The organism is Acinetobacter sp. LUNF3, assembly GCF_022699605.1.
GTDB classification, from domain to species: domain Bacteria; phylum Pseudomonadota; class Gammaproteobacteria; order Pseudomonadales; family Moraxellaceae; genus Acinetobacter; species Acinetobacter johnsonii.
In genome coordinates this window covers 3251157-3275664 of the sequence record NZ_CP093968.1, presented here as the reverse complement: position 1 = coordinate 3275664, position 24508 = coordinate 3251157, and the positions used below count along the sequence as shown (strand labels likewise).

The following is a 24508-nucleotide window of genomic DNA, read 5'->3' as shown; positions in this document are numbered from 1 at the left end:
ATGAAATGCATCCAGAAAAAAATCATGCTTTCTGTTGTGCTTTCCACAATAGGGATTTCCTTGACGCATGCCTTGACTCCACTCAATGATAATCCAATCGCCATTGCGCGTTTTGAAGTTACTAGTGCGAACACGCCTACTATTGTACAAGGTGATGTGGGCACACAAACGATTACCATTAAAAATTTTGGACCATCCGCTGCGACAGCGACAAAAGTTGAAGTCAGGGCTACGCTCACTACGGGTGTTAGCATCAGTCAGGTACGGACAGCATCTAATACGTGTACATTGGCCAACTCAATTTATACTTGTAATATTGGGGACGTCGCAAATGCTGGCACGTTTGATATTTATGTTGATTATTCTGTCGCTTCGACGGCTCCTATATCAAGTGCTACACAACAAACTACCGTTGCGATTTCGAGTAATGAGGTAAACCCTGGCAGTGGGGTCGGTGAAAGTATTCATCGAGTTTGGGGGCAACCAGGAAATACCCAAGCAACTAATCCACAGCCGTATGATGCTTTTTGGGCGGGTCGTAATACAACTCAAGCAGTATGTAGCGGTTCTACATGTGGAACTTATGCGGAGGAAACAAGTGCTATTTTAGGTGCATGGCCTGCAAGTGATAAAAATCCTATTGGTCAATATCTATCAGCCTCTGTGCCTGGTAGTAATAGTGGAGATAGATATTATACTAATCAGGTCGTATCCCCAAACCCGACATTTGTTGAAGCAGTCACGAATTTAACGACCTATCAATATAGAAGTGTTTTATTGCCAACGGTGAGTGCAACGAATAGTCGTGTGAATAACTTGCGTGCGTGGGAATTTGAAACTTATGTTTATATTCCTGCATCCACCAGTAGTGTGAGTGCTTGTGTTGGAAATTCTGGGGCGGAAGTGGATGATGGAGCATATATTTCAATAACACCTCCATCTGGTACAGTAGCCGTTATTCAGACGCCAAGAGACAGTTATCAGTCTGGTATTCGTTATGAAGTATCTACAACCATTTCAACAGGCGGTTATTATAAAGTTAACTATCGAATGCTTAACCAAAATACTTCAAATAAGTATTCGCAAGGACAGTATGGCCCCATTGGAATGTCCTTTTCAGGTGGAACGTGTAGTAATACGGAATTACAACGTTTAACTGAAACTGGTTTTGGCACAGCGATTACAGTAGCTAAACGTAGTGATGATTTGGTTATTAGTAAAACGGTAGATAAAACTGTTGCTCAGGTTGGAGATATCGTTACCTATACATTAAAAGTCTGGAATCAGGGTGAAAAAGCGATTTCAAATGTGGTCATATCAGATTTAATTCCTGACAATCTTGCAGGTTTATATCGCTATTGTGTGGCGAGTAGTGCTTCGGTAACGTGTCCGACAGTATCTAATCCGGAGGATTCCAATCAACTGAGTGCTACGATCAATACATTGCCTGTAGATAAAACAGGGAATACCAACTTTCTGAATTTTATTGTTTCAGGTTTAGTGTATAAAGAGCCAGTATCATCCAATCAAATTACCAATACGGCAACTGTTAACTCAACTGAAGCGAAAGAAATTGATTTAACAAATAATACAAGTGCCGTGAGTATAACGGTAAGTAAAAATACTCCAGTAACCAGCGGTAGTTCACAAAACCAATGCTTATCTGGTCAATCGGCGAATTTGGTTTCAGACACAACTTTTAAACCATATTTGGTGGATAATACGAGCACTGCTTATGATAATGCTTTAAAAACGGCGGGAACCAACCCGACTATTGTGCCAAATTCAGTTATGTACGGTACGGGTGCAAATGGTGCATTGCAGTTAAAAGGGCGTTTAAATTGGTCAAATGGTAGTCCTAAAGCAAATACCAGTGGAGCAACTTTAAAAATTATAGTTGATGGCGTTGTCTATGCCACGCTTGTCACGCCTGCCAAAAGTTCAAATACTCGAGCTTCATTTACGGCGTTTAATGGCGCGCAAGTGGATACTGCGGATTATGCCATTGGCTCGTATGGCACCGACCCAGTGGCTATTAATTTTACGATTACTTTGCCTACAACAGTAACAATGGCCAAAATAGTACGGACCGAATTCCAAAATGTTCGGCCAAATACCAGCACTTATGTGGGGGATGATATTGGAATTGGGTTTAATGAACTTAATGTTTGTCTTAAGCCGACTTTTGAAATGAATAAAGTGTCCGAGGGGGGCGTTGATAGTTTCAACTTTAGTTCTTTTTCAAATTTGAGCAATGCCAATGCTGAAACCATTACTAGTGGAGAAGTGGTAACAACTGTTGTTGGGACTGCACAGTCTGTACGCTTAAAGAAAAGTACCTCTCCTGTTGAGCAAGGTTCTTTATTGGCTTATGCGACACCGAATACCGCCATTAGTTTTGCTGAATCTGCCTCAACGTTATATTCGCTCAAGACGGTAGAGTGTACGGATACGAATACAGCTGTTTCGGGCAATAGTACAGGTAATTTGGGTAGTTTAAGTGGATTGACTCAAACGATTCCAGCAGCGAATGTGAAATTTGCATCCAAGTTTGTTTGTCGTGTGACCAACAGCAAAAATGCTGGCTATGTATTCTCTGGTCGAGTGTTTAATGATAACAGTGGTACGACAATGGTAGATAGCAATGCTTACAATGGCATAGAGGATATTGGGGAGTTAGGAATCGCGGGTAGTGTCGTAGAACTTCAAGATTGTTCAACGCAGGCAGTGTTAGCATCGGCTACAACGGATAAAAACGGGGACTTCAGAATACAAACTTTGCAAGATGTATTCTCGAGTCGCAGCAAAGTTTGTCTAGTACAGCGTAATGTAAATGGTTATGACTCTGTAAGTGCGAAACAAAAAGGTAGTGTGCTTGAGAAAACAACAAATGATCTTTTTGAAATTCCTAAGGTTCAATCTGTCACCAGTTATGAAGGCTTCTTATTTGGAGATGCCGAGTTGCAATTGGTCTTAAGCCAAAATGGACAAAAAACCATTGCGGCTGGGGATGTAGTGGATTATCCGCATGAATTAATGGCTAAAAGTGTGATGAATGTGCTCAATGTAACGGAAAGCAAAGAACAGCAACCTGCAAATAATCAGCCTTGGCAGAGTTTAGTTTACGTGGACAGCAACTGTAATGCGCAGTTAGATCAAGGTGAGAGTTTACTGACGAGTCGCACTATCAAAGCCAATGAAAAAGTCTGTTTGATTCAGCGAGTGGTTTCACCAACCACAGGGCAAGGTGGCGATCGGTTTATTGCGAGTTTTAAAGTCAATGGAAAAGGAACTTATAGCACTGCCACAGCGAAAGAAAGTAATAGTGTGAATGACATTACGACGATTGGGACTGCAGGTTTAAACATCACTAAGTTGGTTCGAAAAACATCTACATGTCCTGCACCTAGCAATAATTCCACGCCATTTACTGTGTCAAACCAAGCTGCGAAAGGGGATTATTTGGAATATCAAATGACCTATACCAATAATTCAAACAAAAACTTAGTTGATGTTGTTTTAAAAGATAGTGTTCCCATTGGTACTGTATATGGAGCAATGTCGTGTACAGCTACAGGTTGTCAAACTGAAGCAAATGCAGGGCAGTTGAAATGGACAATTCCTGGTGTGTTGGCACCTAAACAAAATGGGCAAGTGGGTTTCTGTGTACGCATTCCCGATTAATTAATTTTTGATATGGCAAGCCCCTTCTGGGATCTACAGGAAGGGGCTTTTTATTGCTCATTTTTATAAAAGGGAGATGTAGTTTATTTATTTACTTGAAAAATATATTAAATAATAAGCGTGGGTTGAGTAATTTAAAGACAGTTATAGCGTCTATTTTGTTCAGATGGTTCTCTCAGAAAAATAACATTTAGGACTCTTACAGAGCATTAAAATTTTTACTAGCATCTGTCATTTTTTGTATCTTTTACAAATGTTTCACTATGTAATTTGGTTTTAAAATAAAAATATAATAAATATCAGTAACTTGATTGTTATTTTTGATTTTTTGTATTCACTAAAAAAAACACAAGGTGAACTGGTTAACATTTTTTTTAAATAATGTATGGTTGTTTGTGTGATTTTTGTTTAACATTGCTTTGGAATTTGTTGCATTAATTTATAAAAAAGTGATTAGTGTCACAAAAATTTCGCATTGGTTCTCAGTGGATAAAATCATGTTAAACAAAAACTCTATGCTGAAAAAAATGACAATTAGTTTGATGTTTGTTGGGGTTGCTGCCAGTGCGATGGTGGCAACTGCAGCGACCAATAATGAGCCTGTCTCTGTTCAGCTTAAAGCGTTTAAAAAAGTTGTAGACAATAAGGGGAATGCACAATTTAAAGCTGCAGACTCAATTAAACCGCAGGATGTGATTGAGTATCGTGCGACTTATACCAACAACACGACAGGTAATATCAAAAGCTTAAAGGCGACATTACCTATTCCAGCAGATACTCAATATTTGGGTGCAAGTCTGCCTTCAGGTGCACTCGCGAGCACGGATGGTGTCAACTTTGCAGCAATGCCATTAAAGAAAAAAGTAGATGGCAAATTGGTCAATATTCCACTGAAAGAATACCGCGCTTTACAGTGGCAGATTGCAGAGTTACCAGCGAAAAAGTCTGTAACGGTTAGTGCACAAGCCAAAGTAAATACTTCAAACGATTAATTTCTAAATTTTACACACATCATTCCGATGGAGTCGGGGGACTTTCATGTCTATGAATTTGAAAACAACAAAGCGAAATAACCTTTATTTGTCAATTGCGACAGTCTTAGGTGGGTTTGCTTTCTTTGCTACAGGCACCACATATGCAGCTGCACCAGCTGCGGGTACGAACATTAGTAACATTGCAACGGCATCGTATGTGGATGGTACGTCGACTACACGTACCGTTACATCAAATGAAGTCAAAACGACTGTTTTACAAGTCGGAAGCTTTACTTTGGTTCAGGACCGTACAACAACAGCAAATCCAAATAGTGCTGTGGCTTTATCGCATGTATTAACCAATACGGGTAATGGTACAGACGAGTTTACGTTAGGTTTGGCTAACGTGTCTGGTGATGCATTCGATTTCTCAAATATTGCAATTTATTTAGATGCCAACAAAGATGGTGTACCTGATAATAATACAAATTTAATGGGGCAAAAAGTTTCGTTGAATGCTGGTGAGTCAATTGGTTTAGTGGTTGTGGGGACAACATCTACAACAGCGAAATTAGATGAACTCGGTAAGCTGGAACTTTCTGCAACTAGTAAAGAAGTTGATGCAAGTGCTACTGGTAAAACAATTAAAAATACAGATTCAGTCAAAATTGTTACAGGTGCAAGCTTTGCTGTCACAAAAAGTGCAAGCGTGAGTGTAGTTGATACGCGTAATACTGCTCAGGCTGTGACTTATCAATTAAATTATGTGAATAAAGGGAATTCAACTGATACCCTAATTATTGAAGATACACTAGATTCTAATTTAGCTTTTGATCCTACACGCCATCAGATTACGGTATCTGGAACTGTATTGGGTACCAATTCAACGGCTAATGCATATTATGCATGGGATTCCTTAACCAAAAAACTCACGATTACGATTAAGAATGTTGCAGCCAATACCAGTGGTATCGTTAAGTTTGAAGCTGAAGTGAAAAAGGGAACAGCAGCAGGTGTTGTCCCGAACACTGCAATGTTTGATGCAGATGGCCCAAATACAAATGGTTCTATACCAGACCAACCAACCAACCGTACAGATATTACGGTGCAGTCGTTCTATACGGGTGTAATTAACGATAGTAGTACCAAAGCAACGGCACTTGGTGAAGATGACGTTATTACTATTGCAACAGCAAGCCAAGGAGCTCAGGTCCGTTTTGGTACAGGCACACCAGAGAGTGAAGTTATTTATGTTCACAATACAGGGAACGTAACAGATACCTTTAAGGTTGTGACTGCTGCTGGAACAAATCTACCACCAGGTGCTATCGTCAGCTTATTTAAATCAGATGGTGTAACACCACTTACTTCTTCAATTGGGTCTGATAAAGATACAGGTCCAATTGCCGCTGGTGGAAAATACCAAATTGTTGCAGTGGTGAGCTTACCAACTGGGTTCACAGGAATCAGCTATAATGACAACCCAATTCAAGTAGTCTTAAAAACAACTGCATCTCAAAATGCCTCTGCAACCGATACTATTACTTTAAAAATTAGTGAGGTAACAGCGCTTAAGGTGGACTTAAGTAATGGTGGAACAGGTGGTATTGGTCCAGATAATGGCAATGTAGTGGATAAAAAATCTACTCAACCAGGAAAACCAATTACTTTTGACTTAGCCATTAAAAATGAGGGAACTCAGCCAGATAATTATAATCTAGGTATTTCTTCTACTTTACCAAATGGTTGGACGGTCGAATTTTTTGCTCAAAATGCTGATGGTAGCTGTAGTGCTAGCAAGCTGACGAATTCGGGTACGATTCAACCAGGTGCGACTGTTAAATATTGTGCAGTTGTTACTCCATCAGTCAATGCTGTGCCAACAGATAGTCGTGATATCGTCTTCACAATTAACTCTCCTGCGACTGGTTTAACTGATAGCTTAAAAGATCATTTGGATATTGAAGCTGCACGTAAAATTACTTTTGTCGCAGATCAGACTGGTCAAGTAGCGCCAGGTGGTTCTATTATCTATAAGCATACCTTAACCAACAACGGTAATGTGATAGAGGGACTTGCTGGTAATACTTTACCTGTTGAGATTACTCAGAACTCTGTAAATTCTGGATTTGTAACTTCAATTTACGTTGACCAAAATAATAATGGTATTGCTGAGGCAAGTGAATTAGTTACAGGAAATGATCTAACAGCTTGGTTAGAAAAAACGGGTGGAACAACATCTGCGTTTGATGGACTTTCTCCAAATGAAACTGTCAATATTTTTGTGAAAGTTGAAGCACCAAGTAGTGCTACAGCTGGTCAAAGTAACCTATCAATTATCAAGATTGCTCCTGGTGGTGCAAATGCTCCTACTGCAGTGACGGTTACTGATAAGACTACAGTGAATATTGGTCAAGTCCGTCTGGAAAAAACACAAGCGCTAGATGCTGATTGTAGTAATGGTGCAGATGGTGCATTTGGTACATCCCCGATTGGAGCTAAGCCTGGTGCTTGTATCGTTTATCGTATTAAAGCGACGAATGAGGGGAATGGCCCAGTCTCCAAAGTTGTGATTACTGACGTCGTGCCGAACTATACTACACTTGGCACATCACCAGCTCCAAAGTTAGATCCAGGTACTACTGCAGACGTTACAACAACGAATGGGCAATTGAAATCAAAAGAATTTGATTTAACCCCATTAGAGTCTGTAACGATGGAGTTCAGCGTTAAGGTCGATGAACAATAATTAAGACATAACATTAATAACTATTTTTGTGGATAGGCATTGTCAAAATGCCTATCCCTTAACCTTGTTTTACTTGGTATTGGGGTATTTTCGTGATTAAACGAGTTCAGCCGCTATATAATCATAAGATCAAGCTCATTTTCTCAAGCTTAGCGACCGCTATGGCTTTGGTAAATCATGCTTATGCTGTGATGCCTGCTGCTGGGCAAAATATCACCAATACTGCGTATGCAATTTTTGTACAAAAGGACGGTTTGATTGGTCAGGCCGTTTCCAATACTGTTCAAGTGACGATTAATCCCCAATATGTCATTAGTCTAACTTCACCAGCTCGTCAAGAGATTAATGCGGGTGCAAAAGTCATTTGGTTAAACACTCTAACCAATCACAGTAATACACAAGCCGATATTTCAATTGATAAAAATTCGGTTCCAGAATTATCCAATATAAAAATTTATGTCGACAGTAACCAAAATGGTGAGTTTGATCGTTCAGACTTATTGGTGACGGGGCATTTGAGTTTAGAAAGTGGTCAACAAGTTGACCTATGGGTCGTGGCTGATTCATCGAGCTCTTTAAATGATAGTCAACAAGTTGATTTACCGCTGCGTGCATATGTCATTCAAGATCCAACAGCTATTGCAGATGCTGTTAACGGCTTAATTAGTTTTTTACCTCAGTTAACGGCAACCAAAGCTGTCGATAAAAGTAGTTTCGAACCAAAAGCGGGTCAGTCTTACGATTTAACTTATACCTTAAACGTAAAAAATACCTCTACGCGTAATTCGGGTACTAAGCCGATTGAGGTCGATGGTCAAACCATTAATGCTGTGGTGTTATTGGACGAGTTACCAGCAAACACCACGTTTAAATCAGCAAAAGCAAATAACTCAAAAGCTTTGGTGTTATATCCATTAGGTCAAGATAAATTTACCCAGCAGATCCCGAATGATAAATCACTCATCAATACTTTAGTGGTGGCTTATCCGCAAGCGCTAGCAGCCAATGCGACTGAAACGGTCGAACTGGTTGTGACGATGAATTCTAATATTAGTCGTACATCGATTTCGAACATCTTTAGTGTTGAGCATGGCCTAGTCTCAAGTATTAAAAAGACTCTGTCGAATGAAGTGGTCACCACAGTGGGTGGAAGCTCTTCCATCACCAATAACAGCAAAGATTATTCTAATATTTTAGCGACTGGCAGTTTAACTAAGCCGTTGTATATTGCTGCAAATAGTGCCATGTGTAATGCCACGCGTAGCAGTGTAGACAAAGTTAAAATCAAAGTTCAATCGACGAAAACTGGTGATATTGAATATGTACAGGGTGTTGAAACAGGCATCAACACAGGCATATTCCGGTTTTCATTACCTACGCAGGAGTCTGCGACAGCACAGCAGAATGATCAAATTCTACAAACGGTTAAGCGTGATCAAGTGGTTGTTAGCTTAACGGATTGCTTGGATGAAAATGGTAACTCCACAAACAGTATTAGTGATGTAGATACCAATGTACTCATTGATCCATATGGTGTGGTTTTTGATGCCAAAACCAATCAACCTGTTGCGGGTGCAACCGTTACTTTATTGGATGCGAATGGCAAACCTGCTGAAAATGTTGCTTATAAACTAGATGAAACGACAGGGGACAAAGTTGCTATTCCTGCAAAGCAGGTAACCAATAGTGATGGTGAGTTTATTTACCCTTATGTTGAAAATGGTACTTATAGCTTATATATCGACACCTCAACGATTGCGGGTGGAACCCACTATAAATTTACCAGTGACAAAACCATTTATAATAATTTTGATCAGCGTGTGGTCGACGCATCATGGTCTTATGGCGGAAACTTCACTTTAAAAACAGGTGATGCTGCACTCAATATTGATATCCCAATCGACCCAGTTGATATTGTGACGCCAATTAATGACAAATTGGTCATTAAAAAAGAAGTGGTGGGCGATAAAACAGCTGAGATTGGTGACTTTAAAGATTATATGGTGACGGTTGCCAATATGGGTGACTCAACATTGTATGACGTCAATATGAAAGATACTTTGCCACGTGGTTTTGTGTATGTATCAGGCACTACGCGTGTTAATGGTCAAAAGAGTAATGACCCTCAGGGTGGTAAAGGTCCTTATTTAACTTTAGGTTTAGGGACACTGACACCGAAACAAGAAGCGAAAGTTCAATACCGTGTGTATGTCGGGCCAAATGCTTTAAGTGGCGATGGGATTAACCGTGTTTATGCACAGGACAATAAAAATACCACCTCAAATGAAGCACAAGCGGCAGTCAAAGTGACACCAGGAGTATTTAGTCCAGATGGTTTCGTGGTGGGTAAAGTATTTACTGACTGTAACCGTAATGGGGTGCAAGATGTGGGCGAGCTTGGTGTTCCAGGTGTTCGTATTTATATGGAAGATGGTAACTTTGTGGTCACTGACCGTGAAGGGAAATATAACTTCTATGGCATTAAACCGATTACCCATGTTCTTAAAGTCGACAACACCACTTTACCGAATAATGCTGAGTTGGTACTGATCAGTAACCGTCAAGCGGGTGATCCAGCCAGCCGATTTGTGGACCTAAAACGCGGTGAATTGCACCGTGCCGATTTCGCGATTGCAGATACCGCAGGCGAATGTAGTCAGGCATTGGCCGCACAAATTGAAGCCCGTCGTAGCAAAATTGATGCGCAACTTGATGCACTTGAGCAAACCTTACGCCAAGATTTAAACGTAGATGCACAGAGCAGTTATGTGACTGATGTTCAAGGTCAGCCTGCAAGTGGTTGTATTAGTGCTTCAGGGGCTTCGGCAAACTGTAATATTGAATATAAAAAAGAACAGATTAAAGACGTTAAAACGGTTCAAGTTGAACCCGTTAAAACACCAATGATTTTAGATTTAGAGCAAGAGCTACAACGTTCTGAGTCGAACCAACTTGCAATTTTGAATTTAAATGAACAGCAAGTGCTATCTGCTCAACAAGCAACCATTCAGGTGAAGGGTGCTTTAGGAACCGACATTCGTTTATTTGTGAATGATGAGCAAATTTCTGAAAAACGTATTGGTAAAAAAGCAGCTTATCAAGAGCATGGTGTTGCTGGTTTAGACTTTATTGGTGTGCCGCTGCTTGCAGGCAAAAACACAGTTGCAGTTCGCCAGTACGATAGCTTTGGCAATTTACGTGACCAACAGCAAGTGACAGTAATCGCACCAGATGCGATGAGTCAACTGGCTGCGCAGCCTGCAGAACAAGTGGTTTATGCCAATGGCAAAGACGTTTATCAAGTTGTTGTTAAGGTGCTTGATCGCAATGGCACGGCTGTTGCAACACGTACCCCAATTACGATAGAAACATCGGTGGGAACGGTTCAACTCAAAGATTTAGATCCAGATAAACCGGGTATTCAAGTTTTTGCTGAAGGTGGCTCACTGGTGATCCCAGTCCTTGCGCCATTAGAAGCAGGTTCAGGTGTGCTGCGTATTCGTAGTGGTATTTATGAGCAGACTGTTCCAGTTCGCTTTTTAGCAGAATTACGCCCAATGTTGGTTGCGGGGATTATCGAAGGTTCATTTGCATTGAACAAATTCGACCCAAAAAATTTATCGCAAAGCTCAACACAAGATGGCTTCGAAGAAGAACTGAATGATTTATCCAGTTCAGGGGATGGTGAAACCGCCATTCGTGGTCGTGCGGCTTTATTCTTGAAAGGGAAGGTGCGCGGAGATTATTTACTGACTTTGGCTTATGACTCGAGCAAAGAAAATAATCAGCGTCTATTCCGTGATATTCGCCCAGATGAATATTACCCCGTGTATGGTGATGCATCGGCAAAAGGGTTTGATGCGCAGTCCACCAGTAAACTGTATGTCCGTGTGGATAAGGGACGTTCTTATGCCATGTATGGGGACTATGTTACACGTACTGAAAATGACGAAGGGCTTTCACTGGGGCAATACAGCCGTTCATTGACAGGTCTGAAGTCAACTGTTGAAGGGGATCGTTACCAAGTTTCGGGCTTCGCGGCACGAACCAATGCAACGCAAATCGTGAATGAATTACGTGCAATGGGGGTTTCTGGTCCATATTCTTTAGGAATTGATACCGACGATATTTTAGAAAATAGTGAAAAGGTGGAAGTGATTGTTCGTGATCGTAACAATCCAGGTTTGATTATTGCGCAGCGTACTTTAAATCGCTTCAGCGACTACCAAGTAGATACCTATACCAACAGTATTTACCTGACTTCACCGTTAAGTAGTATTGATGAAAACCTGAATCCTGTTTATCTACGGATTACTGTAGAGTCGGATCAAGGGGGGCAGGAATATACCGTTGCTGGTGTGAATGGTCGTTATAAGCTCAATGATAAAGTGACGGTGGGTGGCTCTTATATTCAAAATGATGATCCTATGGATCAAGAGAAAATTGCCAGTGCCAATACCGTCATTCATTGGAATGATAAGACCAAACTGATTGCGGAATATGCATATTCTGACCACGATGCCCTAAACCTTGACCAATTGACAGATGTGAATGCGTCAAATAGTACAGACACATCTGGGGATGGCACAGCGGCACGCGTTGAATTGGAATACAAAAATGACAAGGTCGATTTACGTGCTTACCATCAACAAGCAGATGAAGGTTTCCGTAATGCGGCGTCTTCAATCAGTTCAGGGCGCAAAGAAAGTGCAGTCAAACTTAATGCACGTTTAGATCAGTTTGGTATTTTACGTGTTGAAGCGGTAAGAACTGAAGATAGCGTGAATGAAGGTGTTCGCCATGGCGTGAGCGCTTCGATTGAGAAAGCGATTAACCGTATTGTAAGTTTAGAGTTGGGTGCACGTTATTATAATGAGTCGGTCAATGCAGCCAGTGCTTCGACCCAAAATGTTGAAACACCATATGACGGTACCACCGTGCGTGCTAAATTAAAAACAGCACTCCCTTTTGATGGTTCAAGTGCTTTCCTAGAATATGAGCAAGACATCGCGGATAGTGACCGCCGTGTATTTGCTGTGGGCGGTGATGCACAAGTTTATAAAAATATTCATGCCTATGCGCGCCATGAGTTCATTTCAAGTATAGGCGGATTATACGAACTCAATGACACGCAAAAACGTAATACCACCGTTTTTGGTTTAGACAGTGAATATATGCGTGATGGCTCTGTGTTTAGTGAATATCGTGTACGTGATGGTATGAGCGCACGTGAAGCTGAAGCCGCGATGGGTGTGCGTAATCGTTGGCAGCTTAAAGAAGGGCTATTCTTTAATACCAGTTTTGAAAAAGTAAAAGTCTTTGAAGGTGAAAATAAAGATTCACTAGAGTCCACTGCAGCGACTTTGGGCTTTGAACACCTTTCCAATCCACGCTGGAAAAATGTGGCACGTATAGAAGGGCGCTGGTCTAATCAAAGTGATAGCTATTTAAATACTTTAGGTACAGCGTATAAGTATTCAGACGAAGTGACTTTATTGGCTAAAAATGTCTTGAATATTACTGACAATAAGTCTGCAGATTCTGGCGATCGCGTGATTGACCGTGTTCAGGTCGGTGCTGCATATCGTGATTTGGCAACCAATCGTTTTGACTCATTGAGCAAAATTGAATATCGCTACGAGAAAAATGAAACAACGCTGAATGATCCATATGAGCGCAATGTTTATATTATGTCTCATCATATGAATTATCATCCAACACGTTCGGTACATGTATCAGGGCAATATGCGGTTAAATATTTGGATGAAACTTATGATCTACTGCAAACCAGTGGTATGACTCAAATGCTCAACAGCCGGTTTATGTATGACATTAATGAGCGTTGGGATGCAGGGGTGAATGCTGGCGTGATGTGGAACAGTGTTTCGGATGGAACCAAGTTGATGGCAGGGGTTGAAGTGGGTTATCTACTAGCGTCGAACCTTTGGGTTTCAGGTGGATATAACTTTGTGGGCTATCAAGATAAAGATCTGATTGATAGTGATACAACGATGGATGGTGCATATTTCCGTTTCCGCTTCAAATTTGACGAAAACTTATTTAACAAAAATAAGCCTTCAGTCAATAAAGCCTTGGAGCCTAAATAATGTTGAAACACCATGCTAAACATGTGTTGTGGCTTTTAGCTTTGGGTACTGTGGTGGCGCATGCTGCAGAGGTCCCTGTCAGCTCAAATTATCCAGTTTCGCAGCAACATGTGCATGAGCAATTGCACACTGCAATTGAGCAAGCGATGGACGTACGAGACAAGTACCAGTTAGAAAAAGCACGAACATGGCTGAGTTATGCTGACCATGAATATAGTGAAAAAGCGAAGCGTCAAAATATTGATCTGATCTATCAGCAGGTCTTAGACATTGTATATGCAGATCAGCGTGCAACGTTAAGTATAGAAACACCAATGCTACCATTTTCCCAACTGATGCGCCGTGATTTATGGACGCGTGCCACAACCATAAAAACACAGACTGGATTTCAGTGTGCTTATAAAGAACTTGCACAAGCTGAAGTGAATTTGGTTTGGGCGGCTGCTGAGTACCGTGAATTAGGTTGGCATCATTCGCGTGAGATTTTTGCTTCTGCAGAACGGTTGATGGATCAAGCCACATATTTATCTGAAAACTGTGGCACACTTTAACTTAAAGCAGTTCGCTTTTTAGAAAAATTGCAGTAACTGCAATCAGTACACACATGAAAAAAGGAGCCTTTCAGCTCCTTTTAATTTTAAATTTTTTCAATGCGACAATAATAAAAACCATCGCCACGCCCTACTTGTGGGAGTAGTTGGCGACCATGAATCTGCTCAACGCCCCAATCGGCATCAATTTTAATTTCTTTCGCATCCGTATGTTCAGCAAAGAAGTCGACCATTTGCTGTTCATTTTCAGCTTTCAAAATCGAGCAGGTGATGTATAGCAATGAGCCACCTACTTTGAGTTGTTGCCACATATTTTCAAGAATTTGCTTTTGCAGCTGTACCGTTTTAGCAATATCGCCCGACTGACGCAGTAAACGAATATCGGGATGGCGACGGATTACTCCAATGGCAGAACAGGGTGCATCGAGAACGATACAATCCGCCAGTTCAGGCGATGTCCATTTCACTGCATCGGCAGTGATAATGTCGACATACTTTTCATTTAAAGCCAAACGCTCTAAGTTTTCAGAGACACGTTTTAAGCGCTTTTCATCTTGGTCGAGTGCAATCAGTTTTTTCGGCTGATACATCTCTAAAATATGCGCTGTCTTGCCGCCAGGTGCTGCACAGGCATCAATTACAAATTTGCCATTTAAGTCTGGCAACAAGGTTGCACAAAGTTGCGCATGTTCATCTTGTACTGAAAAACCACCTACTTCAAAACCCGGTAGGCTTGGGATATGCAGACTGTCATCCAACACAATACCGACATTCGAAAGTTCACAGGCGTGTGCTTCAATGCCTTCATCTTCTAAAATTTCAAGATATTCGTCACGGCTGACTTGTAAGGTGTTCACTCTTAAGGTTAAGGGTGCAACTTGTTTCAGCTCATAGCTGATTTCAGCCAGTTGCTCGCCCCAGTCCTTTTTCAAACGCTTTGCTAACCAACTTGGCAGATTCGAGGCTTGTTCCAAAACATCGTAGAACTGTTCCGTTTCACGTGTTGCACGGCGCAAAATAGCATTCACCACACCGCTTAAGCTTTCCATACCCAATTGTTTGGCTGCTTCTACCGTTTCAGAAATCGCGGCATGCGCTGCAACGCGGGTACACAGCAATTGGTATAAACCCACATATAAACAGGTTTCAACGACTTGGTTTTCCAGTGGCTTAGTCAACAACGGTAAAGTCACTTGTTTAAGCGCATGCCATTGGCGTAAACAGCCAAGAACTAACTCATGGTACAAGGCACGGTCTTTGTCAGACACAATTGCCATGTGTTGCTGAAGTACCGATGCCAGTGATTGACCATTTTGGACAGCCAATAACGTTTTAACAACCTGAGCACGTAAGTTTAGGGTCTTACCTGAGGCGTGAGGAGATTGTTTCATTATAAAATTTGTCCAATATTCAGTTTTTGGGTTTGTAAAATTTGTACGGCATTTAGGGGTTTACCGCCCGGCCATTGCAGAGAGCTTAAACACACCGCGTGTTCATCGCCACAAGCGACATGAACACCGTGTTTATCAATAGCTAAAATGGTGCCTGCAGCTTGAGCTTGGGCATTTTCTTGGGACAACATCGAACCCCAAACGCGCAGATTATTGCTTTCATCCAGTGCGATAAATGCGACAGGCCATGGGTTAAATGCGCGAATATTACGGTCGATTTGCACCGCTGTTGAAGTCCAATCAATTTGCGCTTCAGCCTTAGAGAGTTTGTGTGCATAGACTGTCAAAGCTTCATCTTGCACTTCGCGGTTGTCTAAATAGTGCTGCAATGTGCTTTCAGAGGCTAAAACTTTGACCGTCGCCTCGGCCCCTTGTTGTGCCAATTTGTCATGCAAACTTGCAGAGGTATCTGTAGCTTCAATCGGGCAGTAGGTTTTATACATCATATCGCCAGTATCCAAACCCGCAGCCATTTTCATAATGGTGATCCCAGTTTCGGTATCTCCAGTAGAAATTGCGCGTTGAATAGGCGCTGCACCCCGCCAGCGGGGCAACAGTGAACCGTGAATGTTCAAACAGCCATATTTAGGCGTATCCAAAACCACTTGGGGCAAGATCAGGCCATAAGCAGCCACCACCATCACATCTGCATTTAAGGCCTTGAGTTCAGCTTGAGCAGCCAGACCTTCTTCAGTTGAAGACTTAAAATGCAGTGGTTGATACACAGGAATATCATGTGCTAAAGCCAACTGCTTCACGGCTGAAGCGGTAAGTTTCTGCCCACGACCTGCTTTACGGTCAGGTTGCGTATAGACGGCTACAATTTCGTGTTCTGTTTTTAGGAGAGCGTCTAATGCCACAGCCGCAAATTCGGGCGTGCCTGCAAAGATGATTTTCAAGAAATACTCGGAAAAAAGGAGAAGATTAAAACAATTATAGCAAAACTCGAGCAGCTACAGATTTATCCTGTATAAAAAGCCGATAGAGCGGTTCTAACTATATGATGTACGATAGTTTTATTCTAAGAATAGAGAAAGGACTCTTGATAGCGTATCGCTCAAAATTTGTATTTCATATAAATAAAACTCATGCAAAATTTAAAAATTATTCATAGAAGTTTTGTATTGCAAGACGATTGAACGGGTTATAGTAGTTTCCATATGCAATTGAATGTCAGCTCATCGGTTAAAATGTAGCGCGCAAACTTACTGTTGTCGGTAATTTAGGTCGAGATGCCTAAAAACGAGATTTACGCAGAATGCGAATATGCTATGTTTAAATTTTTGACAGTTTGACACTCTCAGAACTCAGATTTTAGCCAGAGTGAATGTGGACATTCATCTCAAGCACAACTATGTTGGAAAAGTACAATGCCTGACTATCGTTCAAAAACATCAACACACGGAAGAAATATGGCGGGTGCGCGTGGCTTATGGCGCGCTACGGGGATGAAAGATGAAGACTTTGGTAAGCCGATTATTGCGGTAGTCAACTCATTCACTCAATTTGTACCGGGTCACGTTCATTTAAAAGACTTAGGTCAACTTGTGGCACGTCAAATTGAGGCGGCAGGCGGCGTAGCTAAAGAATTTAATACCATTGCGGTCGATGATGGGATCGCGATGGGACACGATGGCATGCTGTATTCATTGCCTTCACGTGACTTGATTGCGGACTCAGTGGAATACATGGTCAATGCGCACTGTGCTGATGCGATGGTGTGTATTTCGAACTGTGACAAAATCACTCCTGGCATGTTGATGGCGTCTATGCGTCTGAACATTCCTGTGGTATTCGTTTCTGGTGGGCCGATGGAAGCGGGTAAAGTGAAAATCCGTGGTAATGAACACGCGATTGACTTGGTCGATGCCATGATTGTCGCAGCAGATGACAGTTTCACTGATGAAGAAGTGGCGGAATACGAACGTTCAGCTTGTCCAACCTGTGGTTCATGTTCAGGCATGTTTACTGCAAACTCAATGAACTGTTTAACCGAAGCTTTGGGACTATCGCTTCCGGGCAATGGTTCAACCTTAGCGACCCATGCCAATCGTAAAAAACTATTCGAACGCGCTGGTCAGTTGATTGTTGAAATTACCAAGCGTCATTACGAACAAAATGATCACAGCTTGTTGCCACGTTCAATTGCCACTAAAGCGGCTTTTGAAAATGCCATGACCCTTGATATTTCAATGGGCGGTTCAACAAATACCGTTTTACACTTGTTGGCAGCGGCGCATGAAGCGGAAGTTGACTTTACCATGACCGACATTGACCGTTTGTCACGTAAAGTGCCTGTGCTGTGTAAAGTTGCCCCTGCAAAGCAAGATGTCCACATGGAAGACGTACATCGTGCAGGTGGTATTATGTCGATCTTGGGTGAATTAGACCGTGCAGGCTTGTTGGATACTTCTGTACCGACTGTGCATGAAAAAACCTTAAAAGATGCCTTGGACAAGTGGGACATCATCCGTACTGAAGATGAAGAAGTGTATCAATTCTTCCGTTCAGCACCGGGTGGTGTGCCGACGCAAACCGCATTCTCACAAGACCGTTACTACTCTCGTTTAGATGGTGACCGTGACAACGGCGTGATTCGTAATGCTGCACATGTCTTCTCTCAAGATGGTGGTTTGGCTGTGCTGTACGGCAACATCGCATTAGAAGGCTGTATTGTGAAAACTGCGGGTGTAGATGATTCCATCTTGAAATTCAATGGCACCGCACGTGTGTTTGAAAGTCAAGATGCAGCGGTAGAAGCGATTTTAGGTGGCAAAATCACTGCTGGTGATGTGGTGGTGATTCGTTACGAAGGTCCGCGTGGTGGTCCGGGTATGCAAGAAATGTTGTATCCAACCAGTTATTTAAAATCGAAAGGCCTTGGTAAAGACTGTGCTTTACTCACCGATGGGCGTTTCTCGGGCGGTTCATCAGGTCTGTCTATTGGTCACGTGTCTCCTGAAGCGGCTGAAGGTGGTGCGATTGGTTTGGTTGAAGATGGTGACCGTATTGAAATCGATATTCCAAACCGTAGTATTCACTTGGCCGTGGATGAAGCAACCATGGCTGCGCGCCGTGAAGCACAAGAAGCCAAAGGCTGGCAACCTGCTGAGCAGCGTCCACGTAAAGTGTCTAAAGCCTTAAAGGCTTATGCAATGCATACCACCAGTGCGTCTAAAGGCGCAGTACGTGAAATTTAATCGGTAGGTTTTACGGATAAGAAAGAGCACTCCTTTGGGGGTGCTTTTTTATTGATTAATGAAAATAGCACAGTCACATTTTACAGTACGGTTTGTACTGTTATTGCGTAGATGAGATTTTACTTTTGACGACACAAAAGTAATAAAATGCCTTTGCTCCCCTGATATGGCATCCCTGTCATACAGTGAAACAGCGACATCCATATTGCTTCATCATGTGATCTGATTTGGTAGAAAAAACAATAAATGGGTTCATGTAATACCCAGCGAGTCGCTTTCATGTCTAGCCTGCTTTCTATACAATAAAAACAGAAAAAATTGCCAAGACTGTAGAGCAATACGCAGCCATCGCTAAGGACAAATACAATGAGTAAAGACAATATCCGCGAACATTCAGCCCCAGTTTATGAAGGCATTGAAAATGCGCCTGCACGTTCCATGATGCGTGCCACAGGCTTTAAAGATTCAGACTTTACTCGTCCCTTTGTTGGTATTGCGTCTACTTGGGCTAATGTCACGCCATGTAATATGCATATCAATGAACTGGCACGTGAGGCCGAAAAAGGGGTCAATCAAGCTGGTGGTAAAGGCATTATTTTTAATACCATCACCATTTCAGATGGTATTTCTAACGGCACCGAAGGTATGAAGTATTCATTGCTGAGCCGTGAAATTATTGCGGATTCGATAGAAGCGGTGGTGGGATGCCAAGCCTATGATGGCGTGATCGCGATCGGTGGTTGTGACAAAAATATGCCGGGTTGCATCATGGGCTTAGCCCGTTTAAACCGTCCAGGTTTGTTTGTTTATGGCGGTACAATTAAGCCTGGCGCAGGACATACCGACATGATTTCCGTCTTTGAAGCTGTGGGTCAGCACGCCAAAGGTGAAATCAGTGCCATTCAAGTCAAACAGATTGAAGAAGTGGCACTGCCGGGGCCGGGTTCATGTGGTGGCATGTACACTGCAAATTCGATGGCCTCTGCGATTGAAGCCTTGGGCATGAGTTTGCCGGGCTCCTCTGCACAAGAAGCGGTTTCTGATGACAAGCGGATCGACTGTCAAAAAGCAGGTGAAGCGGTGATGAATTTACTGCGCTTAGACCTGAAACCACGCGATATTATGACCAAAGCTGCATTTGAAAACTCAATTAAAGTGCTGATTGCCTTGGGTGGTTCGACCAATGGTGTGCTGCACTTACTGGCAATGGCACATACTGCTGGGGTTGAGCTGAGTTTGGATGATTTCGTCCGTATCGGGCAAGATATTCCCGTAGTGGCCGATGTGCGTCCATCTGGCAAATATTTGATGTCTGAGCTGATCGCGATTGGGGGCATTCAACCGCTGATGAAGCGAATGCTTGATGCTGGCATGCTCGATGGTTCATGTTTAACCGTAACTGGAAAGACCTTGGCGGAAAATTTGGCTGAGGTCGAAGACTATCCAGAAGGTCAGCAGATTATTTTACCGTTCGACGCGCCAATTAAAAAAGACTCTCACTTAGTGGTGCTTAAAGGTAATCTGTCTCCAACAGGTGCTGTGGCTAAAATTACCGGCAAAGAAGGCCTGTACTTTGAGGGGCCTGCACGTGTCTTTGAAGGTGAAATCGGCGCGATGCGTGGCATTTTAGATGGCGAAGTTCAAGCGGGTGAAGTGGTGGTGATTCGTGGTGAAGGGCCTAAAGGTGGACCGGGCATGCCTGAAATGCTGAAACCGACCTCAGCGATTATTGGTAAAGGTTTGGGCAAATCAGTAGCGCTGATCACCGATGGTCGTTTCTCAGGCGGCAGTCATGGTTTTGTGATTGGTCATGTGACCCCAGAAGCCTATGAAGGTGGGCCAATTGGTTTAGTGCAAAATGGCGATAAAATCTCGATTAATGCAGAAACTCGCGAAATGACGTGGCATGTTTCGGCAGAAGAGATCGCAGCGCGTCAAGCCGCGTGGGTGAAACCGCAACCGAATTATCGTTATGGGGCTTTGGCCAAGTTTGCAAAACTGACCACTGGTGCGGAAAAAGGCGCGGTAACTGATCTAAATTTAGATGTCTAATTGATCATTTTGCTGTGAATTGATATAAACCCTTGTAGTACTTTCAAGGGTTTAATTTAGAGGCTTTGCTCATGTCACTGTTGCGTCGATGGTTCGATCCGATTCGATCGCGTTGGTTTTACCAAAAACCGATTCGTCAAACGGTCGTCTCTACAGAACAAGGCTTGAGTATTCATTTACGCCTCGACGATGTATATAGCTATTTAGCGGTTCAGCAGTTACCACAAATTGAAGAAATTTTAGCGGACGAACTGAAACCATTGAAGGTGGTCATTTCCAGTCAGGCCGCTGAACCTCCGAACCAAATGTCGGCTTTGGAGTGGCAAACTTATTGTTTAAATGATGCCAAAATTCTGTCGCGTCAGCATCGTTTTAGCTTTCATGAAACGCCAGAACAACCCAGTCCTGAGGCGCTGAGCCAAGCGGAAACCATCTTGCGGCATACGCCGCTGCGAGGGCAGGACTTTTTGTATTTGCTGGAAGATGTGTTTCACATGCTGTGGCAAAAACAAGAAGGTAAGCTGCGCACCTTATATGCGATGGCCAGCCGTCACCATCAAGAGCAAAACTTTCCAGAACGTATTTTTAATGATGATGCGGTACTGGCCAGTTACTTCCAACTCGGTGACCGTCAGTATCATGCGGTCGATGATCTGCTACGTTTAACGCGCCGGTTAAAACAACAAAAATTATTTACCGATAACCCAATTTTCTTGATCAATCATATTGATTGGCGTGAGCATTTGATTAGCGATGCTGAAGAGTTAAATGAAATTCAGGCGCTCGATCCAGAGTTAGATCTATACGTTGCGCTAGAAGATCCAATTTCATGGTTGTTATTGGCCTATATTAAAGAAGAACTGGCCGATTATTATAATATTCAGCTCAATGTCTATCCGCTCAGTTATCACGGTCGAGATGGGTTTGATTGGAGTTTGGCAACGCGCTTATCCAAACGGACAGAAATCAAATTCACACCGTTTTGCCGTCCGACGCAAGCAGCCACTTTGGCGATGGCGCAGTTATTTTATAGCGTGCCTGAAGAGCAGCGTATTGATGCCATGTATCGGATTTTGAAAGCCGTTTGGACCCAAGGCAAAGATTTATCCTTTAAATCGCATTTTGATCAACTGATGCAAGAATTGGAAATCACAGCATTGATCACCGAAGATGTGGAAGCCAAGCTTCAAGAAAATGACATGCTCTGTGAAATGAAGTCCCAGCCTGATTTCCCCGTGATTGAACTGCGTGTGGATGGGCAGAGCTATGTCTTTAATAGTTTGTATCGCGTCTGGATGATTGAAAGTATTTTCAGTAATGTGCTGGAAGATCAATATAAAACCGACCCTGTGGATGAAAGCGAAGGCTGAGTTTTGTATACCTCTTATTGATCAAAACAGTCCAATAACACATGAAACCTAAAGCCGATGGTGTTTTTAGGCTGAGTTATTAAAGTGCTTATTAATAATGTTAATGAGGTTTAACAATTAAATTCATTGTTAAATTTTATTAATAAATAGGCTTCCAAATGAAAATGATTATAATTGGCATTCTTTCTGTCTGTTGATCGATGTTATGCGTTTTCATATTTCTTCTTTGAGCTTATCCATTCTGGCCATGATGACTACAGCAGCGTTTGCTCAGGGCGAGACACTGGAAACAGCATCATCCCAAGTTTTACCGACTTTGCAATTTGAAGCCCAAGATGCAGATGACAAAGCGGCATATGCAGCAAAAACTGCATCAGCTGTTTTGCGTTCAGATGCACCGCTGTTTGAAACTGCGCAATCGATCAGCGTGATTAGTGAAAAACAACTCGAACAAAAACAAGCAAAAACACTGTCTGAAGCCTTGCAGGGTGTAGCGGGGGTCACCGCAGGACAGTATGGTCGCCGTGGTTGGGATGACTTTATTATTCGTGGTCAGGTTTCCAGCGCACAGACCTATGTCGATGGCTTGCGTATTCAAACTTCTGATAATGCCCTACGTTCAGAAGACATCAGTGGTTTACAGTCGATTGAAGTGGTGAAAGGGCCAACATCGACCGGTTTTGGCTTTGCCTTACCGGGTGGTTTAGTCAATTTAACCACGAAGCGTCCTGAGGCAAAGACTTCTTATCGTGGCAGTGTGAGCTATGGCAGCAATGCTTTGGTTGATGGAACATTTGACATTAACTATGCACCAAATGACAGTGAAAAGGGTGCGTTTCGTGTGGTGGGTCATGCTTCTGATCAGGATGATCCAACAGATTATGTTTATTATAAAAATTATTATATTGCGCCCTCTTATAATTTTGATTTAGGTGAAAAAGATGAGTTGTCTGTGATAGCGAGCTATCAACATCGTGATTTTATTCGTCAGCAAGGGATTCCTTATAGTAATGGTGCTTATAAAAATTACTCACAGAGTTTGTTTTTTGGCGCGCCGAATTTAAGCAATACGTTCGATGTTTTGCGCTTAGGTTCGAACTATGCACATTATTTTGATAATGGTTGGACTTTTAAACAAAACTTTGCTGTGACTAAAACCGATGCAGATAATAATCCTGTATTGGCGGGGAGTAATAACACCTTACCGACCATCAAACGGACGGTGGAAAGACAGATTAAAGATGATGTAAATTTTGCATTAGATAATAATGTGTCACGTCATTTCGACTGGGGCAAAACCCAATATGATTTAATGATTGGTTTAGATATGATGCATGAGCGTAGTGACTATGAACGCCGTCGCAATAGTTTGTCATCTTTTAATGCCAATAATCCTGTTTACACTGCAATTCCAAAAGCAACAACAACAATTGCTCACCAAATTACCGACACCCAATATATGGGTGTATATCTACGTAATAATTTTAAAATTGATGATCATTGGATCTTAGGCTTATCAGGTCGTCATGATTGGACACAGATCGAAGTTGAAGATATCTTCAAGAATAAGTTGTTGAAAAATTCAGATAATGCCTTTACGGGTAATGCATCTTTGATGTATCAGATTAATGATATGTTTGCCCCTTACATGAGTTATGCAACCTCTTTCTTTCCTGTGAGTGATGCAGGTAAAGATAGTTCACTTTTAAACCCTGAAGAAGGGGAGCAATATGAAGTCGGTGTGAAGTTCCAAGGGCTGAATCAAAGACTACAAGGTTATGTGGCGTATTATGATTTAACCCGTCAGAATGTCACAGAACCAGATCCCACAAATACTTATTCTGTACAAATTGGTGAACAAAAGACCAAGGGCTTTGAAACTGAATTATCCGCGGCTTTAACTGATCAATGGAACCTGACCGCAACCTATAGTTATATTCCTACAGCCAAAATTACTGAAAGTGAAACCAGTAGTGATATTGGTAAGCGGATTAACCATGTGCCTAAAAATGCGGCTTCTTTATCAACTCAATATTTCTTTGCTGGTGATCAACTGGGTTGGAATGTTGGTGCAGCTGCAACTTATCAAGGTGAGCGTACAGCACAAAGAGATAGCTATTATGTACCGTTATCGAGTTATACACTCTACGATGTCAGTGCCGGTTATGAAGCGAAAAATTGGGGCGCAAAATTCAGCGTAAAAAACCTGTTTGATAAAGAATATTTAGTCGGAACCACGCCAAATGCACAATTGGTGAGCTGGGGCGATCCACGTACTTTCTGCTTCAGCCTAAATTTCAAATACTAAGCAGAATCGCACTGCATCACATTTGGATTCAATAACAGTTGGATCCAGACCATTCTTTCCAG

At 42.2% G+C, this 24508-nt stretch carries 11 protein-coding genes; 9 read left to right on the top strand and 2 right to left on the bottom strand.

From position 1 onward, the window contains the following. The 5 genes from MN200_RS15950 to MN200_RS15930 all read left to right on the top strand — a co-directional run bounded on the left by MN200_RS15950 (position 1) and on the right by MN200_RS15930 (position 14065). A complete protein-coding gene (locus tag MN200_RS15950) occupies positions 1 to 3684 on the top strand; it encodes a DUF11 domain-containing protein (protein WP_058870586.1) in 3684 nt (1227 codons plus the stop codon). Positions 3685 to 4181: 497 nt separating this feature from the next. Then, positions 4182 to 4676 (top strand): hypothetical protein, encoded by a 495-nt coding sequence (locus MN200_RS15945; protein WP_058870598.1) that lies wholly within the window; start codon positions 4182 to 4184, stop codon positions 4674 to 4676. 46 nt (positions 4677 to 4722) lie between these two features. Then, positions 4723 to 7407 (top strand): NEW3 domain-containing protein, encoded by a 2685-nt coding sequence (locus MN200_RS15940; RefSeq protein WP_081313277.1) that lies wholly within the window; start codon positions 4723 to 4725, stop codon positions 7405 to 7407. A 92-nt stretch (positions 7408 to 7499) separates the two neighbouring features. After that, positions 7500 to 13514: an SdrD B-like domain-containing protein gene (locus MN200_RS15935; protein WP_058870584.1), complete on the top strand. Its 6015-nt coding sequence runs from the start codon at positions 7500 to 7502 to the stop codon at positions 13512 to 13514. Continuing rightward, on the top strand, positions 13514 to 14065 hold the full coding sequence (locus tag MN200_RS15930; RefSeq protein ID WP_058870583.1) for a hypothetical protein: 552 nt from the start codon (positions 13514 to 13516) through the stop codon (positions 14063 to 14065). Before MN200_RS15935 ends, MN200_RS15930 begins: the two co-directional genes overlap by 1 nt. An 86-nt stretch (positions 14066 to 14151) precedes the next feature. On the opposite strand, the gene rsmB is transcribed toward MN200_RS15930, so the two are convergent. Both rsmB and fmt read right to left on the bottom strand, forming a co-directional pair. After that, positions 14152 to 15456, bottom strand: coding sequence for a 16S rRNA (cytosine(967)-C(5))-methyltransferase RsmB (rsmB, locus tag MN200_RS15925; RefSeq protein ID WP_058870582.1), 1305 nt, complete (start codon positions 15454 to 15456; stop codon positions 14152 to 14154). Continuing rightward, entirely contained in the window at positions 15456 to 16415 is a 960-nt protein-coding gene (gene fmt, locus MN200_RS15920; RefSeq protein ID WP_058870581.1) for a methionyl-tRNA formyltransferase, read from the bottom strand. Before fmt ends, rsmB begins: the two co-directional genes overlap by 1 nt. Before the next feature lie 471 nt (positions 16416 to 16886). On the opposite strand from fmt, the gene ilvD (MN200_RS15915) reads away from it, so the two are divergent. From ilvD (MN200_RS15915) to MN200_RS15900, 4 genes are all read left to right on the top strand, one after another. Continuing rightward, positions 16887 to 18716, top strand: a complete 1830-nt coding sequence (gene ilvD / locus MN200_RS15915; RefSeq protein WP_242759840.1) for a dihydroxy-acid dehydratase — start codon at positions 16887 to 16889, stop codon at positions 18714 to 18716. 366 nt (positions 18717 to 19082) lie between these two features. After that, positions 19083 to 20768 (top strand): dihydroxy-acid dehydratase, encoded by a 1686-nt coding sequence (gene ilvD, locus MN200_RS15910; RefSeq protein WP_005401430.1) that lies wholly within the window; start codon positions 19083 to 19085, stop codon positions 20766 to 20768. 71 nt (positions 20769 to 20839) lie between these two features. Beyond that, positions 20840 to 22138 carry a hypothetical protein gene (locus tag MN200_RS15905; protein WP_242759839.1) on the top strand — a complete coding sequence of 433 codons (1299 nt, stop codon included), beginning with the start codon at positions 20840 to 20842 and terminating at the stop codon, positions 22136 to 22138. 205 nt (positions 22139 to 22343) lie between these two features. Beyond that, positions 22344 to 24446 (top strand): TonB-dependent siderophore receptor, encoded by a 2103-nt coding sequence (locus tag MN200_RS15900; RefSeq protein WP_242759838.1) that lies wholly within the window; start codon positions 22344 to 22346, stop codon positions 24444 to 24446. Positions 24447 to 24508: the final 62 nt, after the last annotated feature.

What these genes read in the sequence shown, in the direction of transcription:
- MN200_RS15950 (WP_058870586.1), top strand. Translation starts at nt 1, where the DNA reads ATGAAATGCATCCAGAAAAAAATCATGCTTTCTGTTGTGCTTTCCACA.
- MN200_RS15945 (WP_058870598.1), top strand. Translation starts at nt 4,182, where the DNA reads ATGTTAAACAAAAACTCTATGCTGAAAAAAATGACAATTAGTTTGATG.
- MN200_RS15940 (WP_081313277.1), top strand. Translation starts at nt 4,723, where the DNA reads ATGTCTATGAATTTGAAAACAACAAAGCGAAATAACCTTTATTTGTCA.
- MN200_RS15930 (WP_058870583.1), top strand. Translation starts at nt 13,514, where the DNA reads ATGTTGAAACACCATGCTAAACATGTGTTGTGGCTTTTAGCTTTGGGT.
- rsmB (WP_058870582.1), bottom strand. Translation starts at nt 15,456, where the DNA reads ATGAAACAATCTCCTCACGCCTCAGGTAAGACCCTAAACTTACGTGCT.
- ilvD (WP_242759840.1), top strand. Translation starts at nt 16,887, where the DNA reads ATGCCTGACTATCGTTCAAAAACATCAACACACGGAAGAAATATGGCG.
- ilvD (WP_005401430.1), top strand. Translation starts at nt 19,083, where the DNA reads ATGAGTAAAGACAATATCCGCGAACATTCAGCCCCAGTTTATGAAGGC.
- MN200_RS15905 (WP_242759839.1), top strand. Translation starts at nt 20,840, where the DNA reads ATGTCACTGTTGCGTCGATGGTTCGATCCGATTCGATCGCGTTGGTTT.
- MN200_RS15900 (WP_242759838.1), top strand. Translation starts at nt 22,344, where the DNA reads ATGCGTTTTCATATTTCTTCTTTGAGCTTATCCATTCTGGCCATGATG.